Below are 15,663 nucleotides of genomic sequence, written 5' to 3'. Positions count from 1 at the left end.
CGAAATGGTGAATGCGGGTGGCGCACCACCCGCGTTCAACACATCACACCGCGGCCGTCAGCTGCGCACCCCCGCGTTTTCGTCGGCTACCGCGAAATCCTCGGTCCGCTCCGGGATCTCGGTGCCGCGGATCGAGCAGCCCGCGGTCTCCTTGAGGAACACCATCGCGATCATGCCGATGGCACACGCGCCCATCATGTAGATGGCCGGGAACAGCAGCCAGCCGGTATCGCCGACGACGGCGTCGTTGACCAGCGGAGCGGTGCCACCGAAGGCTGCGGTGGCGACGTTGTAGGAGATGGCGAACCCCGCGTAGCGCACCTGGGTGGGGAACATCGCCGGGAAGGTCGCCGAGATCGTGGCGAGCTGCGGGATGTAGAGCAATCCGAGGACGACGAATCCGATGATGGCCCAGGCGAATCCCTGACCCATCAGCCAGTACAGCGGTAGCGCGAGTACGAAGAGGCCGATCAGCGAGCCCCACCACATCGGTTTTCGGCCGGTCCGATCCGACCACGCGCCGAAGAACGGGATCGCGACCATCATCGCGAGCTGACCGATGAGCACGACGGTCGAGCCCGACGACTCCGACAACCCGATCGTGCTCTTGAGGTAGGTGGGTTGGTAGGCGAGCAGGGTGTAGTTGACGACGTTCAACGCGATCACCATGCCGAACATGGTCAGGATCGGCTGCCAGTAGTTCGAGAGGAGATCCTTGAACCTGGTCCACGCCGTGCCCTTGATCTCGTTGTCCTGCTCGAGTTCCTGGAAGACCGGGGTGTCCTCCATCTGCGAGCGCAGGTACAGACCGATGAGACCCATCGGCAGCGCGATCAGGAATGGGATGCGCCAGCCCCACGTCTGCATCTGATCGTCACTGAGTAGCAGTTCGAGCAGCAGCACGATCGCGGTGCCGGCCGAGAAGCCGGCGAGGGTACCGAATTCGAGGAACGAGCCGAATCGGCCTCGTTTGCGATCCGGGGCGTACTCGGCCATGAACGTTGCGGCACCGCCGTATTCGCCGCCGGTCGAGAACCCTTGGATCACGCGTAGCGCGATGAGCAGGATCGGCGCCCAGATCCCCGCCACCGCATGCGTGGGCAGCACACCGATCAGTGCCGTTGCCCCCGAGATGAGCAGGATAGTCATCGCCAGCACGGACTTTCGTCCGATCCGGTCGCCGATCGGTCCCCAGATCATGCCGCCGAGCGGACGCAACACGAACGAGATCGCGAAGCCGAGCATGGTGCCGATCGTGCCGAGATGACCGGGAAAGAATGCGTGGGTGAGATAGGTGGTGGTCGCGGCGTAGACGCCGTAGTCGTACCACTCGGTGGCGTTGCCGATCGCCGATGCGGCGATCGCTTTGCGCAGTAGCGCTTTTCCTTCGCGCGATTCCGGATCGGGCGCGAGATCCTCATATGTTGCCGAGGAGTTTGCCGTAGCCATCTGTGCCTTCCTGGTGGAGTCGGGGCCAGTGTCGTCGGGCTGACTCACATCGGTGGGCGATGATCTCGAGGGCGATGTCGATCGCGTTGCCCTACAACGCGATCCCCGCAGTGGACCCGGACCCCTCCTGTCCGCCCACGACGTCACCGATCAAGCGGTGCAGCCCATCCCTCATGTGTTCGATCATCAGCACGTCGGCCGCCTGCGGATCTCCTGCCGCGATGGCGTCCACCAATGCCTGGTGTTCGTCGATTCGTTCCTTTCCCGAGGCGTACGTTCCTCGCATGGCCCGCAGACACATTCGCGTCTCCACGCGGATCGTCTCGTGCAGCCGCGAAAGACGCTGACTACCTGCGGCTTCCACCAATCGCTGATGGAACCGCATATCCGCTTCGGCCATGGCTTCACCGTTCGGATCATCGACGCACTCGCGCATCATGGCCACCGCACCATTGAGGGCCGCAACCGATTCCGGGTCATCGGCGGAGATGACCTGCTCGATCGCGGCCCGTTCGACGGCGGTGCGTGCTATGTACATGTCGCGTATGTCGTCATCGTCCATCGAGACGACGAACAGACCCCGGTTGCGGTGGCTCACCAGCAGACCCTCTGCGGTGAGCCGCTGCATCGCCTCGCGCAACGGACCACGGCTGACCCCGAGGTCGGCCGCCAGACCCGATTCCGTCAACTGCGAACCAGGCGGAAAACTACCGTTGGCGATGGCCTCATGCAACTTCCGGGCGATGATCGCAGGTGTGGACTCCTGCACGATCGGCGCCAGCACGCGTTTGCGTGCCGAGGCCGATCTCCCATCACCAGTAGACCGCATATTCGCCATCTCTGTTCTTCCTTCTTACTCGCTACACGGCCCAATGTCAGCTTTCCGCTGCGCATTTCGGCCTGCTCGCGCCGCATGCAACCCGGTGAGCTGCGACGATGCACCCGAGGTGGTGATTCGTCACGGAGACCACCCTTCGCATGCCGCAGCGTTAATTGTTAGATTGTTGACAATCTACCCTGGCGGTTGGTCCGGTGACAACAACATCGGACTCATTCCCGAACGAACCGGTAGCCCATCCCCGCCTCGGTGAGCAGATGCCTGGGGTGAGCGGGGTCCTCCTCGAGTTTGCGGCGCAGGCTCGCCAGGTAAACGCGCAGATAGTTCGACTGGCCGGTGTAGGTGGGCCCCCACACACCGGTCAGGATCTCGCGCTGGCCCACCAATTTGCCTTCGTTGCGCACCAGCATCTCCAACACGCCCCACTCCGTGGGAGTCAGATGTACCCGTTCGCCGTTGCGCGTGACCTGTTTGGCACCGAGGTCGACCGTGAACGACCCCGCCGACACCACCGGGTTCTCGGCGGTCGGCTCCCCCGACGAACCGGCCCCGCGCCGGATCGCGGCCCGCAGGCGTGCGACGAACTCCTCCATCCCAAAGGGTTTGGTCACGTAGTCATCGGCACCGGCATCGAGGGCGGCGACCTTGTCGACGGCCTCGCCGCGGGCCGACAACACGATCACCGGCACGTTCGTCCACCCGCGCAGACCGGCGAGCACCTCGAATCCGTCGATGTCGGGGAGCCCCAGATCCAGTACCACCGCCTGCGGGTTGGTCTTGGCCGCCGCCGCCAGTGCGGCTGCGCCGGTCGCCGCGGTCGTCACGTCGAAACCACGTGCCTTCAGGTTGATCCGCAACGCCCGCAACAACTGTGGCTCATCGTCGACGACGAGCACGCGCGCCCCGTCAGCCATGCGCCACCCCCTCCGCGGGCGCGGACTGCTCCGACTGCTCGATGGCGGGCAGATCCACCACCATCGTCGTACCGCCACCGGGCGTGTCGACGACGGCGAGGTTGCCACCCATCGTCGAGGTGAAACCCTGGGCGACCGAAAGGCCCAGCCCCACACCGCCATCGGAGCCGTTGCGGTCGAAACCCTGGCGGAAGTCGTCGAAGATCTGCTCACGCCGTTCGACCGGAATCCCCGGCCCGTGGTCGACGACCTCGATGATCGTGCGCGGCGACTGCGGGTCCGACTCGTCGAGCGAGGTGGCCACCTCGACCTGCCCGCCGCCGTGGCGCACCGCGTTGTCGATGAGGTTGGCCAGCACCCGTTCCAGCAGCCCACCGTCGGTCCATGCCCAGACATGACCGAACCGGAAGGCGATACCCGCGGCGGCCGGTCCGCTGCGGTTGGCCGCCCGGTGCACCACCTCGACGAGGTAGGTGCGCGCCATGTTCGGGCGGATCGCACCGGCCTCGAGCCGCGAGGAGTCCAGCAGATTGGCGACCAGTGCCGAGAGCTGATCGACGGATTCCTCGATGGTGGCCAACAATTCGGCGGTGTCCTCCGGCGAGAACGTCACCTCCTCGCTGCGCAGACTCGACACGGCCGCCTTCGCACCGGCCAGCGGGGTACGCAGATCGTGGCTCACCGCCGACAGCAACGCCCGCCGGAGTTCGTCGGTCTGTGCGAGGGCCCGTGCGGCGGCGGCGCCCGCCTCGAGGTCGGCGCGTTCGAGTGCGGCGGCCGCCTGGGTGGCGACGGCCGTGAGCACCCGACGATCCTGCGCCTCCGGCGACGCCCCGCACAGCAGCAACTCGTATTCGTCGCCCCGCGCGGGCAGGACGGTATCGGCCTCCGAATCACGTTGTGGTGGGTCCTCTCCCACCGCAGCACTGACCTCGACGCTGCCGTCGGCACGGCGGTGCACCACCGACACCGCGCGTTGATCGTAGGTCTCCCGGACGCGTTCGAGCAGACCCGCCACGTCCGCGCCGCCGAGGACGGCGTCACTGAAGACCGCGAGCAACTCGGCCTCACGCGCCGCCCGTTGTGCCTGAACCCGCCGAACCGTGGCCGAATCGACCAGTGCGGCAACCGCTATCGCGATGACGAGCATCACCAGGATGGTGATCAGATTGTCCGGTTCGTTGATGGTCAGGGTGAACCGCGGTGCGGTGAAGAAGTAGTTGAGCAGAACACCGGAGACCACCGCCGACAATGCGGCCGGCGCAACACCGCCGAGCATCGAGATCGCCAGCACGGTGACGAAGAACAACGCTGTCTCACTGGCGAATCCGAGCCAGCGGTCGAGAATGGCCAGGATACCCGTCATCACCAGCGGTACCACCACCGCCAGGACCCAGCTCAGCGGCCGATGAAACCGGGTCTCGCGGATGTCGAGGCGGTTGCGTTTCGCGGTTTCCTCGTGGGTGACCATGTGGACGTCGATCCGTCCACTGCTGGCGACGACCGTCGCGCCGACCCCCTCGTCGAAGATGCGCTTCCACCGCGGTCGCCGAGACGTGCCGAGCACCAGCTGGGTCGCGTTGACCCCGCGCGCGAACTCCAGCAAGGTGGTGGGGATGTCGTCGCCGACGATGGAGTGCACGCGCGCACCGAATCCGGCGGCGAGTTCGGTCAGTTCGGACAGTTCCACACCGGAGCGTCCGGCCAGCCCGTCACCGCGGACCACGTGTACGACGATGAGCTCGGCACTCGACCGTGAGGCGATGCGGCTGGCGCGGCGGATCAGTGTCGACGATTCGGCGCCACCGGTGATCGCCACCACCACCCGCTCACGTGCCTCCCAGGTATCGGTGATCGCATGGGCCGCACGATAATCGGCCAGATTGTCGTCGACGCGATCGGCCAACCACAGCAACGCGAGCTCACGCAACGCGGTCAGATTGCCCTGACGAAAGTAGTTGGCGAGCGCGCCGTCGATCCGGCCGCTGGGATAGACCTTGCCCGCCGAGAGTCGTTGGCGCAGCGCCTGCGGGGCGATGTCGACGAGCTCGATCTGGTCGGCGGCGCGCACCACCGCGTCAGGGACGGTCTCCCGCTGGGTGACGCCGGTGATCTGGGCGACCACATCGTTGAGACTCTCGAGATGTTGGATGTTGACGGTGGTGAGCACGTCGATACCGGCGTCGCGGAGGACGTCGATGTCTTGCCAGCGCTTGGCATTCGCCGATCCCGGGACGTTGGAGTGGGCCAGTTCGTCGACGAGGGCCACCTGCGGGCGGCGGGCCAGCACCGCCTCGAGGTCCATCTCCTCGAGTTCGGCGCCGCGGTAGACGATCCGGCGCCGCGGGATGACCTCGATGCCCTCGATCAGCCCGGCCGTCGCGATACGACCGTGCGACTCCACCACCGCGATGACCACATCGGCGCCCTCACCGATCAGATCGTGTGCGTGGGCGAGCATCTCATATGTTTTACCCACGCCCGGGGCGCATCCGAGGAAGACCTCGAGCGAGCCCCGGGCGTCGGCAGTAGAAACCATGCCTCCGAGTCTATCGGCGAGAGTGCCTCACGACCGAGGGCACACGGTGTGTCCCAAGGCGAGATTCACCTGGAGCACATCGACCGTGGGCTGGCCCAAGAAACCCCATTGGCGTCCCGAGGTGTACTTGTCGATGATCGCCTGCACCTGCGCCTGGGTGCGGCCGCTGTTACGGGCGATACGCGGTACCTGTAGCTTCGCGTACCCCGGGCTGATGTCGGGGTCCAGCCCCGACCCGGAGCCGGTGACCGCATCGACGGGTACCGCCGCCGGCGCCACCCCCTCGCGCTGAGCGATGATCTTGCGGCGCGCCTCGATCATGGTGGCCAGATCCTGACTGTTCGGTCCGTCGTTGCTCGACGCGGAGGCGGACGGGTCGCCGGGGGCCATCGGGTTGTCCGACGAACCCAACACCCGCGCGTGCAGGAACGAATCGGGCTGCCCGGCAACGGGTTGCGGATCGATCCCGATGATCGACGACCCGGCGTTGCAGCCGCGGGCATCGGAGATCTGTGATCCCTCCGCGGCGTGGGTGTCGAGCCGCGAGGCCGCCCACACGACCGCCGGATAGGCGCCACCGAGAAGGACGGTCAGCGCGATCATTACCCCGATCGCGGCGACGCACTGCCGCGCGAAGGTGGAGATGACGGTGTTCATGTATTCCTCACCCCATTCCCGGAAGGAAACGGACCACGAGATCGATCAGCCAGATGCCGAGGAACGGTGACACGACGCCACCGAGGCCGTAGATCAGTAGATTGCGGCCGAGCAGGCGCGAGGCCGAGCTGGGCCGGTATTTGACGCCACGCAACGACAGCGGGATGAGCGCGACGATGATCAGGGCGTTGAACACGATCGCCGAGACGATCGCCGACTGCGCCGAATGCAGGTGCATGATGTTGAGCACGTGCAGTTGCGGATAGATGACCGCGAACATCGCCGGCAGGATCGCGAAGTACTTCGCGAGGTCGTTGGCCAGCGAGAACGTCGTCAGCGCGCCGCGGGTGATCAGCAGTTGCTTGCCGATGGCGACGACCTCGATCAGTTTGGTCGGATCGGAATCGAGGTCGACCATGTTGCCGGCTTCCTTGGCTGCCGACGTCCCGGTGTTCATCGCCAGCCCGACGTCGGCCTGCGCGAGCGCCGGGGCGTCGTTGGTGCCGTCGCCGGTCATCGCGACCAGCCGTCCGCCTGCCTGCTCGGACCGGATCAGGGCGAGTTTGTCCTCCGGGGTGGCCTCGGCGACGAAGTCGTCGACCCCGGCCTCGTCGGCAATCGCCTTGGCGGTCAACGGATTGTCACCGGTGACCATCACCGTGCGGATGCCCATCGCCCGCAGTTGCGCAAAGCGCGAGCGCATTCCGGGCTTGACCACGTCGGAGAGCTGGATGGTACCGAGGATGCGTGCGCCGTCGACGTCGTGGACGGCGACCAGCAGCGGCGTGCCACCACCCTGCGAGATCTCCGCGACGCGATCGGTGACGACCTCCGGTACCGAGCCGCCGAGCCGGCCGATCCAGCGGGTCACCGCGTCGGCGGCGCCCTTGCGGTAGGCGACGTCGGACGGGCCGTCGTGCAGATCGATTCCGCTCATGCGGGTTTCGGCGGTGAAGGCGACGACGTCGTAGTTCGGGTGAACACCACCGCGCGCCGCGTCGGCGTCATCGGCGGCCATCGGGGTCACCTGATGCTCCTGCAGACAGAGATCGACGATGCTGCGGCCCTCGGGGGTGTCGTCGGCGAGACTGCACCGATACGCGGCGGACGCGAGGTCGGCGGTGGAGGTGTCGGGGCCGGGGAAGATCTCGGTGGCCCGCCGGTTACCGAAGGTGATCGTGCCGGTCTTGTCCATCAGCAGGGTGTCGATGTCGCCGGCGGCCTCGACCGCCCGGCCCGACATCGCCAGCACATTGCGTTGCACCAGTCGATCCATCCCGGCGATACCGATCGAGGACAGCAGCGCCCCAATCGTCGTCGGGATGAGGCAGACCAGCAGCGCGATCAACTTGATCGGATCGGGGCTCTGCCCGGCGTACTGCTGCATCGGACCGACCGCGACGACGGCGAGCAGGAAGATCACCGTCAGGCTCGCGAGCAGGATGTCCAGCGCGATCTCGTTGGGGGTCTTCTTGCGGGCGGCGCCCTCGACGAGCGCGATCATTCGGTCGACGAACGTCTCTCCCGGCGCCGTGGTGATCTTGACGATGATGCGATCCGACAGCACGACGGTGCCACCGGTGACCGCGCATCGGTCCCCACCGGATTCGCGAACCACCGGCGCGGATTCGCCGGTGATCGCCGACTCGTCGACGGTCGCGATGCCCTCGATGACGTCGCCGTCACCGGCGATCACCTCACCGGCCTCGACGATGATCCGGTCGCCGACCACGAGATCGCTGCCCGATACCGAGACCGTCGAACCATCGGCGCCGATCCGTCGGGCCATGGTGTCGCGCTTGACCTTTCGCAGACTGTCCGCCTGTGCACGGCCGCGTCCCTCGGCGACCGCCTCGGCGAGGTTGGCGAAGATCACCGTGAACCACAGCCATGCGGCGATCAGCCAGGAGAACCACGACGGCCGCCAGATCGCGAGCACCGTGGTGACGATGGCGCCGAGGAACACCACGAACATCACCGGGTTGCGCGCTTGGTCCTTGGGGTTCAGTTTGCGCGCCGCCTGCGGCAACGAGGTGATCAGGCTGCGGGCGTCGAATGCACCGCCCGACACCAGTTCCGGGGCATCGGCGGACTCGTCGGTGGGCTTGTGCCCGCCGTCGGTCCGGTCGATCGTATCCACACTCACAGAGCTGCCTCCGCGATCGGTCCCAGCGCCATGGCCGGGAAGAAGGTGAGTCCTGCGACGAGCAGGATGGTTCCGAACAACAACGCGCCGAACAGGAGTCCGTGCGTCGGTAGGGTCGATGCGGTGTCGGTGCGGGCCTCGAGCGCGACCGCGCCACGGCTGTCGGCGTCTGCGTCGTCACCATCGGCCGCCCCCTGACCGCTGGTCGAGGTGCGAGGCGCCCCGGCACTCACTGCGTCGCCACCTCTCCCCTGACCGCTGGTCGAGGTGCGAGGCGCCCCGGCGCCGAGCCTCGAGACCTCCTGCCCCGGTGCTGGTTCCAGCCCATCGGCCTTCGCACCCCGCGGCCGCTGGCGCGCCAGCAGACCGGCCAGCGCCAGCACGAACACGATCGGCAGGAACCGACCGAGGAGCATCGCGAAGCCCAACGAGCTCTGGAACCAGTCGCTGGTCACGGTCAGCCCACCGAATGCGCTGCCGTTGTTGTTGGCCGCCGACGCGAACGCGTAGAGCACCTCACTGAATCCGTGGATCGACCCCGCGGTTCCGGGCGACCCACCGTTGCCCTGCGCGTCGAGCGTCGAGGAGAGGACCACCGTGATGCCCGCACCGATCAGCACGAGTGCCGGCATCACCAGCACATAGAGGGCTGCCATGGTGATCTCGTTCTGCCCGACCTTCTTTCCGAGGAACTCCGGAGACCGTCCGACCAGCAGTCCGCCGACGAAGACGGTGACCACCGCCATCATCAGGATTCCGTAGAGTCCCGAGCCCACGCCGCCTGGCGCGACCTCGCCGAGCAGCATGTTCCACAGCAACACACCGCCACCACCGGCGGAGAAACTGTCGTGGGCGGAGTTCACCGCGCCGGTCGAGGTTCCCGTCGTCGACACCGCGAACAACACCGACGCCGGGATGCCGAATCGTTGTTCCTTGCCCTCCATCATTGCTCCCGCGACCTGCGCGGCCACACCGTTGGTGCGCGACTCGAAGTACCAGGAGACGGCCAGCATGATGCCCCACAGTGAGGCCATCACACCGAGCAGGGTGTATCCCTGACGCCGGTCACCGACCAACGTGCCGTAGGTCCGTGTGAGGCACACCGGGATGATCAGCAGCGCAATGATTTCCACGATGTTGCTCAGCGGCGTCGGGTTGGAGAAGGGGTGGGCCGAGTTGGCCGAGAGGGTTCCGCCGCCGTTGGTTCCGAGTTCCTTGATCGCCTCCTGTGAGGCGAACGGTCCGACGACGCTGTGTGCCGACGCACCGTTGAGCGTGGTGAAGTCGAAGCCGGTCTTGAACGATTGGACGGCACCCTGTGTGATCAGGATGACGGCCATGATGATGCTCAGCGGCAACAGGATTCGGATGACGCCGCGGACGAGGTCAACCCAGAAGTTGCCGAGCTGACCATCGCCGCGCCGGTTCACCAGTCCGCGGATGAGCGCGACGGCCACCGCGAGGCCCACCGCCGCCGACGCGAAGTTCTGTACCGCCAGACCGATCATCTGGGTGAGGTTGCTCATCACCTGTTCGGGTGAGTACGACTGCCAGTTGGTGTTCGAGACGAAGGAGACCGCCGTGTTGAACGCGGTCGCCGGGTTGATCCCGGGTTTGCCGTCGGCCCAGGGCAATACACCCTGAAGTCGCTGCAGCAGATAGAGGAACAGAACACTGACGACCGAGAAGGCGAGCACCGCAAGCGCATAGCCGACCCAGGTCTGTTGGCGCTTCGGATCGATCCGGGCGAGGCGATACAGCACTCGCTCGGCCCCGAGGTCACGTTCGCTGCGATAGACCGAGGCCATGTAGTCGCCCAGCGGCACATAGGCCAGGCCCAGCACCACGAGGAGGAGCGCCACCTGCAAGGTGGCGGCCAGAGCGGGATTCATCGGGCTCAGAACCTTTCCGGGAAGATCAGCGCGACCATCAGGTAGACGGCCGTCACCACCGCGAGGGCCAGCAGGACGGCGTTGATCACGCCGTCGGCGGTCATCGCCGGATCCTCACGTCGACGGCGCGCACGGCGAGCACGCACAACGCGAAGCCCACCAATGCGGCGAGAACGTACAGGAAGTCAGCCACTCTCACTCCTCACACCGCAACCGTCGAGTCAACCGACGGCCATGCCGATGCACCGGCCGGCGGCCGGTGCGCAGGACCACTCTGCGCTCCCGATGCCGATCGGACGAAGTGCCTTAACGCGATCAATACGCGCGGGCAGGCAATGTTGACGCGACCTTCTCATCAGGGGGTGCGACGGCCGGCTCGTCGATCATCGGGCCACGACGCTCGAGGGCCTCCGAACAGCTCGCGGTGCGCGTCAAGGACGCGTCAAAATCCCAGCGCACGGCGTCGAGATCGTGTGAGAACCCCTTACCGCGCGATGAGCCGCGGATTAGACCTGAGGTCATGAGCAGCACAGCACCGCGGCGCATCGTCGCCGGCGACTATCGATGGGGATACGTGCAGATCGGTTACGCCCGCCAGTGGGTCCGTGACCGGATGGTGCTCTACCCGCCGGGGACCTCTGTCGAACAGCGCCGCTGGATGCGGGCGTGGCGCTGGCTTCCGGCGATCGTCGCAGCCATCGTCCTGGGCACGGCTTTCATCTGCGGATACGTCAATTCCGCGCTCGTCGTCGCGTTTGCGGTGGCGATCGCGGTGTCGGTGGGTTTGGTGATCGTGGTCGCCGAACGCACCCGGGGCATCCGTACGGCCTCGGTGTCCGTCGAGGGCTGGACGGGTCCCGACGCCGACCTGACGTCGCTGTCGAACATCGCGCTGATCCGGCGCATCTCCGCGCGACTACGCGATGCCGACTCCGACCTGCGCGACGGTCGGATCGACGAGGTGGAGTACGAGGTCATCTGGGCGAGCTGTCACACCGACATGGCCCAGACCCTGCGGCTGACCACCCCGGACAAGCCGGTGTTCGAGCGACCGCGGTTCCGCAAGGCGAGCACCCAGACACCGGAGCGGCGCCACAACTCGGCCCTCAGGCGACAGGCCTGATCGCGAACCCGATGGTGCCTGCTGATCCGCGACGCAGTTTGCTGCCGACGATCACGAGTCGGGCGAGTAGCCCATACTTTCCGACCAACAACTTCTTGGCGCGATCGGTGCCCGCCTCGTCGAGCAGCTCGGCCCGACCCTCAACCGGATTGCCCTCCAACGTCTTTCCCATGCGATCACACGCCTGGACGACGACCTTCTGATCACGGCGAAGACGTTTGATCTTCCACGAGTCGGCAGGTGTCCACATGAACATCTCGTTGCCCTCGGTGACGCCCCACAGCGGTGAGGACACCGGGGTGCCGTCCTTGCGGTAGGTCGTCAGGAGGACGAACTTGGCGGTGGTCGCGGCGTCGAAGGGCGCGCCGGTGTTGCCGTGCGGGTCGCTGGTCACGGGTCCATCGTAGAGCTGCGCCCGCCGCGAACTTCGCAGAAGGTGCAAGTCACGTGGGCGCCGGCGGTGTGGGCGTACAAAGTAACGATGGACCGGGACGGCGATAGGCGAGACAGGAGCGACCCGTCACGGGAGGCGCTACGCGCCGAGCGCGCACGCACCGCGGCACTGATCGACGCTCTGTCACAACGACTCTCGGCGGTCATCGAGGCGACGGCCGACGAGGCCGCCGACGACGAGCACGACCCCGAGGGTTCGACGCTCGCGGTGGAACGCGGCCAGCTGGTGGCCCAGGTCGAGCGATCGCGGGCGCGCCTCGTCGAGATCGACGCAGCCCTCGAGCGCGTCGGCCACGGCAAGTACGGGCGGTGCGAGACCTGCGGCTCGCCGATCGGCGCAGAACGCCTGGGGGTGCTACCGGCCGCTCGGCAGTGCGTGGCCTGCGCGATGCGCAACCCGACCTCGCGGTGGTGACGTCCGCCCCTACCCGCGACAGCGCCCTCCAGCACGCCGACAGCGCCTCCCACCCCCGACAGCGCCGTCGCGAGCTCGGCGTTATCAAACCGTTATCCGCGTTGCTAATCCGTCGCGTTTGGTCACGGGCCGTGGTGGCAACCCGAATCGGTACATAGCGTCGAGACGCAGAGGCCGGACACCGGTGATTCGCCACCGAATCCACATCGGATGTCTGACCACCCGGCATTTAAGGAGTCCGATGAGCACACACGACGACGATCTCGACGTGCTCTTGACGCGTGTCGGCTCCGGCGATCAGGTGGCCTTCGGGCGGTTCTACGACCTCACCTCGGCACGCGTTTACGGCATGACCCGTCGTGTGCTGCGCGACGCCGGAATGAGCGAGGAAGCCACTCAGGAGGTGTATCTCGCGGTGTGGCGCTCGGCGGATGGGTTCGCCGTCGGTAACGGCTCGGCGATCAGCTGGCTGATGACCCTCGCGCATCGTCGCGCGGTGGATCGCGTGCGGTCGGAGACAGCGAGCCGGCGCCGCACGATCGATTACGGCACAGCCGATCTCGGCTCGCGGGTCGAGCGCGATGTGGTCAGCGAACTCGCCGAGCGTCACGATACGAATCGTGAGATCCGATCGAGTCTGTCGGTTCTCACCCCACTGCAGCGCGAGTCGATCGAGCTCGCCTACTTCGAGGGGCTGACCTACCGGGAGGTGGCCGATCGTCTCGGCGTCGCGCTACCGACCGTCAAGTCTCGAATCCGCCAGGGACTCAAGCGACTTGCCCCGCAGATGTCGGGCGTTGCGGCGTAGCAGCCGGCTCAATCATCAGCGATCGGGGTGTTCTGACCGGCTGTCACCCACCATCGTCCGTCCCGCTCGACCAGCACGTACATCGCCATCTCGGAGAATCCACCCCCGCGTGCGTGGCGTCCGATCTGGGCAACCACCACTCCGGGCGCGATCATTGCGGCCTGCGCCACCGAGAAGTCCGACGGTGGCGCCACGGCTTGAGCGAACAGCCGCTGATGAATCCAGTTCAAGGTGGAGAAGCCTTGCAATACCGCACCTTTGGGTGATCCCCAAAGAATGTCGGCGGCGAACATCGCGTCGTAGGCATCCGCGTCCGAGCGGTCCATTCCGAGCTGTAGCGCGGCGACGAGTCGATGTGCCACGTCGAGCGCGTCCGGATGGGCGGGCGCGAGGTACGGCCTATCACCGTGGTTCGTCATGACAACGACGGTAAGACCTCAAGCTCGATTGAAGTCAAACCGTCGTGGTACGCCGCCCTACTGCACCTGACGCCACCAGCGCCGCGCCAGCCGTCGCACACCGCCGCCGTCGCGGATCGGGATCTGCGTCACGCGGAGTGTGCCGAGTACCGGGATGCCAAGTCGCCGACGAAGGCGGAAGTCGATCATGTACGACCACAGCAAACCCAAGGCGAGTTGACGTCCGCCGACGCGGTCGAGCACGCGCATCCTTGCCAGCGCCCGGTCGAAGTTGCGTTGGTCGCGATCGGTCCAGTCCCACCCCATCAGCTCCCGGAATCGCGGCGGCAGGTTCGCGCGGGTCATGAATTGGTAGTGCTTGCCCAGCAACAGTGGGAACGGACGTCCGAGCGGCCCCCACGCCTCGAGAACGAACTCCATGTTCGACAGCGTCTCGAAGTCCCGCTTCACCTCTGCGGAGATGGACAGGTGCGATTGCATGCCTTCCCAATACTGGGTGAACTCCGCCCACGTCTGCGGCCAGGACGCCGGACGCACGTTGACGCCGGTGGCCAGCGGTTCACCGGCACGGACGAGGACGTCGAGCTCGGCGGTCGTCAGATCGCCGTAGAGGATCGTGTACTGGTCGAGATAGAAGCGGAAAAGGCAAGCAGCGACCCACAATTGGAGGTCAGGACTGTTGCCGCTGTAACGCACCGGACTGTCCGGGGTGGAAACGACGGGTTTGTGCATCTGCGCGACCTCTGCGCGCAGCTGATTCTTCTCATCCTCGGTGCCGAGCAACGCCACCGCGAGATAGGTACCGGTGGTGCGCGTGCGCTTCATCGGATACCGCCGCGGGCTACCGGACACGACGCGACTCTCGTTGACGCCCGCACCGACCGGCGGCAACGACAGTTGCATGATGATGTTCGCGACGCCGCTGGTGAGACCCTCGACGGTGATCAGGTCGAGCATCGTCGTCGGATGTCGGCGGCCGACCGGCGCCGTTCGGGTCGTCGTTGCGCTCACCATGACCCAGCCCCTATCTGGATACAACTGTTACCAAATGTGACGCTACTCTCACGCCCTGCCGTCGGTCAACGATCACCTCACGCCGGTCGCGGGTGTGCGGAGATCGCGGCATCGACGACCGGCCGGATCGCACAGTCGAACGCATGGTCGTTGACGAATCCGGCGGCCTGCATCAGCGCGAACATCGTCGTCGGCCCGACGAACCGCCACCCGAGCTTCTTGAGATCCTTCGACAGCGCCAGCGATTCGGGAGAGGTCGTCATCGAGCCCGGCACATGGTCCCGGTCGGGTGCGTACCGCCAGAAGAACGCCTCGAGCGAGCCCTCGGCGTCGATGAGATCCTCGGCGTGGCGCGCATTGTTGATCGACGCCTCGATCTTGCCGCGATGCCGGATGATGCCCGCGTCACCGAGAAGCCGCGCCACGTCGGCCTCACCGAAGCGAGCAACCGTCGCAATGTCGAAGCCACTGAACGCTTTCCGAAAGTTCTCCCGTTTGGTGAGGATGGTCCGCCAGCTCAGCCCCGACTGGAATCCCTCGAGACACACCCGCTCAAACAGGGCGGTATCCCCCGACAGCGGGAATCCCCATTCGGTGTCGTGGTAGGTGGTCTCGGGCTCCCGAGCCGCCCAGGTACAACGGGAGATCCCGTCGTCCCCGACGATCACATCCGACATTCCACTCTCCTCGCGTTCCACCCGGCGAACGTATCTGTCGGGTCCGACAAATCGATCGTAGCCACCGAGAGGCCTGCGACTTTTCGCTATGGCACTACCACTCTCAGCTCGAACACGCCGACGGAGGATCGAGGCAGGGTCGAGGCCCGCTCGACCGATGGTCGAGGTGTCCTTCTTATCGGTGGTCAACGTGTCCCACTTTCCAAAGGTCGAGGTGTCGTTCTTATCGGTGGTCGAGGTGCGAGCCGCGTGCGGCGAGCCTCGAGACCCGGCGAGATGACAAGCATCGCAACCACATCCACTACCCACTCGACGCAAT

At 66.2% G+C, this 15,663-nt stretch carries 15 protein-coding genes; 3 read left to right on the top strand and 12 right to left on the bottom strand.

What is annotated here, in order from left to right:
• Positions 1-57: 57 nt before the first annotated feature.
• From GOPIP_RS21200 to GOPIP_RS21165, 8 genes are all read right to left on the bottom strand, one after another.
• Entirely contained in the window at positions 58-1,449 is a 1,392-nt protein-coding gene (locus tag GOPIP_RS21200; RefSeq protein WP_006371847.1) for an MFS transporter, read from the bottom strand.
• A 91-nt stretch (positions 1,450-1,540) separates the two neighbouring features.
• Positions 1,541-2,287, bottom strand: coding sequence for a GntR family transcriptional regulator (locus GOPIP_RS21195; RefSeq protein WP_006371846.1), 747 nt, complete (start codon positions 2,285-2,287; stop codon positions 1,541-1,543).
• Between the two features lie 212 nt (positions 2,288-2,499).
• Positions 2,500-3,201, bottom strand: coding sequence for a response regulator (locus GOPIP_RS21190; protein WP_006371845.1), 702 nt, complete (start codon positions 3,199-3,201; stop codon positions 2,500-2,502).
• A complete protein-coding gene (locus GOPIP_RS21185) occupies positions 3,194-5,740 on the bottom strand; it encodes a DUF4118 domain-containing protein (RefSeq protein WP_006371844.1) in 2,547 nt (848 codons plus the stop codon). Before GOPIP_RS21185 ends, GOPIP_RS21190 begins: the two co-directional genes overlap by 8 nt.
• Positions 5,741-5,767: 27 nt before the next feature.
• On the bottom strand, positions 5,768-6,397 hold the full coding sequence (locus GOPIP_RS21180; protein WP_006371843.1) for a potassium-transporting ATPase subunit C: 630 nt from the start codon (positions 6,395-6,397) through the stop codon (positions 5,768-5,770).
• Between the two features lie 7 nt (positions 6,398-6,404).
• Entirely contained in the window at positions 6,405-8,543 is a 2,139-nt protein-coding gene (gene kdpB / locus GOPIP_RS21175; protein WP_006371842.1) for a potassium-transporting ATPase subunit KdpB, read from the bottom strand.
• Positions 8,540-10,435, bottom strand: coding sequence for a potassium-transporting ATPase subunit KdpA (gene kdpA / locus GOPIP_RS21170; protein ID WP_006371841.1), 1,896 nt, complete (start codon positions 10,433-10,435; stop codon positions 8,540-8,542). Before kdpA ends, kdpB begins: the two co-directional genes overlap by 4 nt.
• A gap of 5 nt (positions 10,436-10,440) precedes the next feature.
• Positions 10,441-10,539 (bottom strand): potassium-transporting ATPase subunit F, encoded by a 99-nt coding sequence (locus tag GOPIP_RS21165; protein ID WP_081482548.1) that lies wholly within the window; start codon positions 10,537-10,539, stop codon positions 10,441-10,443.
• Between the two features lie 416 nt (positions 10,540-10,955).
• On the opposite strand from GOPIP_RS21165, the gene GOPIP_RS21155 reads away from it, so the two are divergent.
• A complete protein-coding gene (locus GOPIP_RS21155; RefSeq protein ID WP_006371838.1) occupies positions 10,956-11,558 on the top strand; it encodes a DUF6611 family protein in 603 nt (200 codons plus the stop codon).
• Here the strand turns inward: GOPIP_RS21155 and GOPIP_RS21150 are convergent.
• Positions 11,542-11,952, bottom strand: coding sequence for a PPOX class F420-dependent oxidoreductase (locus GOPIP_RS21150; protein ID WP_006371837.1), 411 nt, complete (start codon positions 11,950-11,952; stop codon positions 11,542-11,544). The two genes, GOPIP_RS21155 and GOPIP_RS21150, sit on opposite strands and share 17 nt — an antisense overlap.
• A gap of 87 nt (positions 11,953-12,039) precedes the next feature.
• Here GOPIP_RS21150 and GOPIP_RS21145 point away from each other — a divergent pair, with 87 nt between their 5' ends.
• Positions 12,040-12,426: a TraR/DksA family transcriptional regulator gene (locus GOPIP_RS21145; protein WP_006371836.1), complete on the top strand. Its 387-nt coding sequence runs from the start codon at positions 12,040-12,042 to the stop codon at positions 12,424-12,426.
• Positions 12,427-12,667: 241 nt separating this feature from the next.
• Positions 12,668-13,234 carry an ECF RNA polymerase sigma factor SigK gene (gene sigK, locus GOPIP_RS21140; RefSeq protein WP_006371835.1) on the top strand — a complete coding sequence of 189 codons (567 nt, stop codon included), beginning with the start codon at positions 12,668-12,670 and terminating at the stop codon, positions 13,232-13,234.
• 8 nt (positions 13,235-13,242) lie between these two features.
• On the opposite strand, the gene GOPIP_RS21135 is transcribed toward sigK, so the two are convergent.
• From GOPIP_RS21135 to GOPIP_RS21125, 3 genes are all read right to left on the bottom strand, one after another.
• Positions 13,243-13,653, bottom strand: a complete 411-nt coding sequence (locus GOPIP_RS21135; RefSeq protein ID WP_006371834.1) for a nuclear transport factor 2 family protein — start codon at positions 13,651-13,653, stop codon at positions 13,243-13,245.
• A 57-nt stretch (positions 13,654-13,710) separates the two neighbouring features.
• Positions 13,711-14,667: an oxygenase MpaB family protein gene (locus GOPIP_RS21130; protein WP_020169928.1), complete on the bottom strand. Its 957-nt coding sequence runs from the start codon at positions 14,665-14,667 to the stop codon at positions 13,711-13,713.
• Between the two features lie 77 nt (positions 14,668-14,744).
• Positions 14,745-15,344 carry a DNA-3-methyladenine glycosylase I gene (locus GOPIP_RS21125; RefSeq protein WP_006371832.1) on the bottom strand — a complete coding sequence of 200 codons (600 nt, stop codon included), beginning with the start codon at positions 15,342-15,344 and terminating at the stop codon, positions 14,745-14,747.
• Positions 15,345-15,663: the final 319 nt, after the last annotated feature.

It is taken from the genome of Gordonia polyisoprenivorans NBRC 16320 = JCM 10675 (assembly GCF_000241325.1).
GTDB classification, from domain to species: domain Bacteria; phylum Actinomycetota; class Actinomycetes; order Mycobacteriales; family Mycobacteriaceae; genus Gordonia; species Gordonia polyisoprenivorans.
The sequence above is the reverse complement of the archived record's forward strand: the minus strand, read 5'-3'. Positions and strand labels throughout refer to the sequence as shown.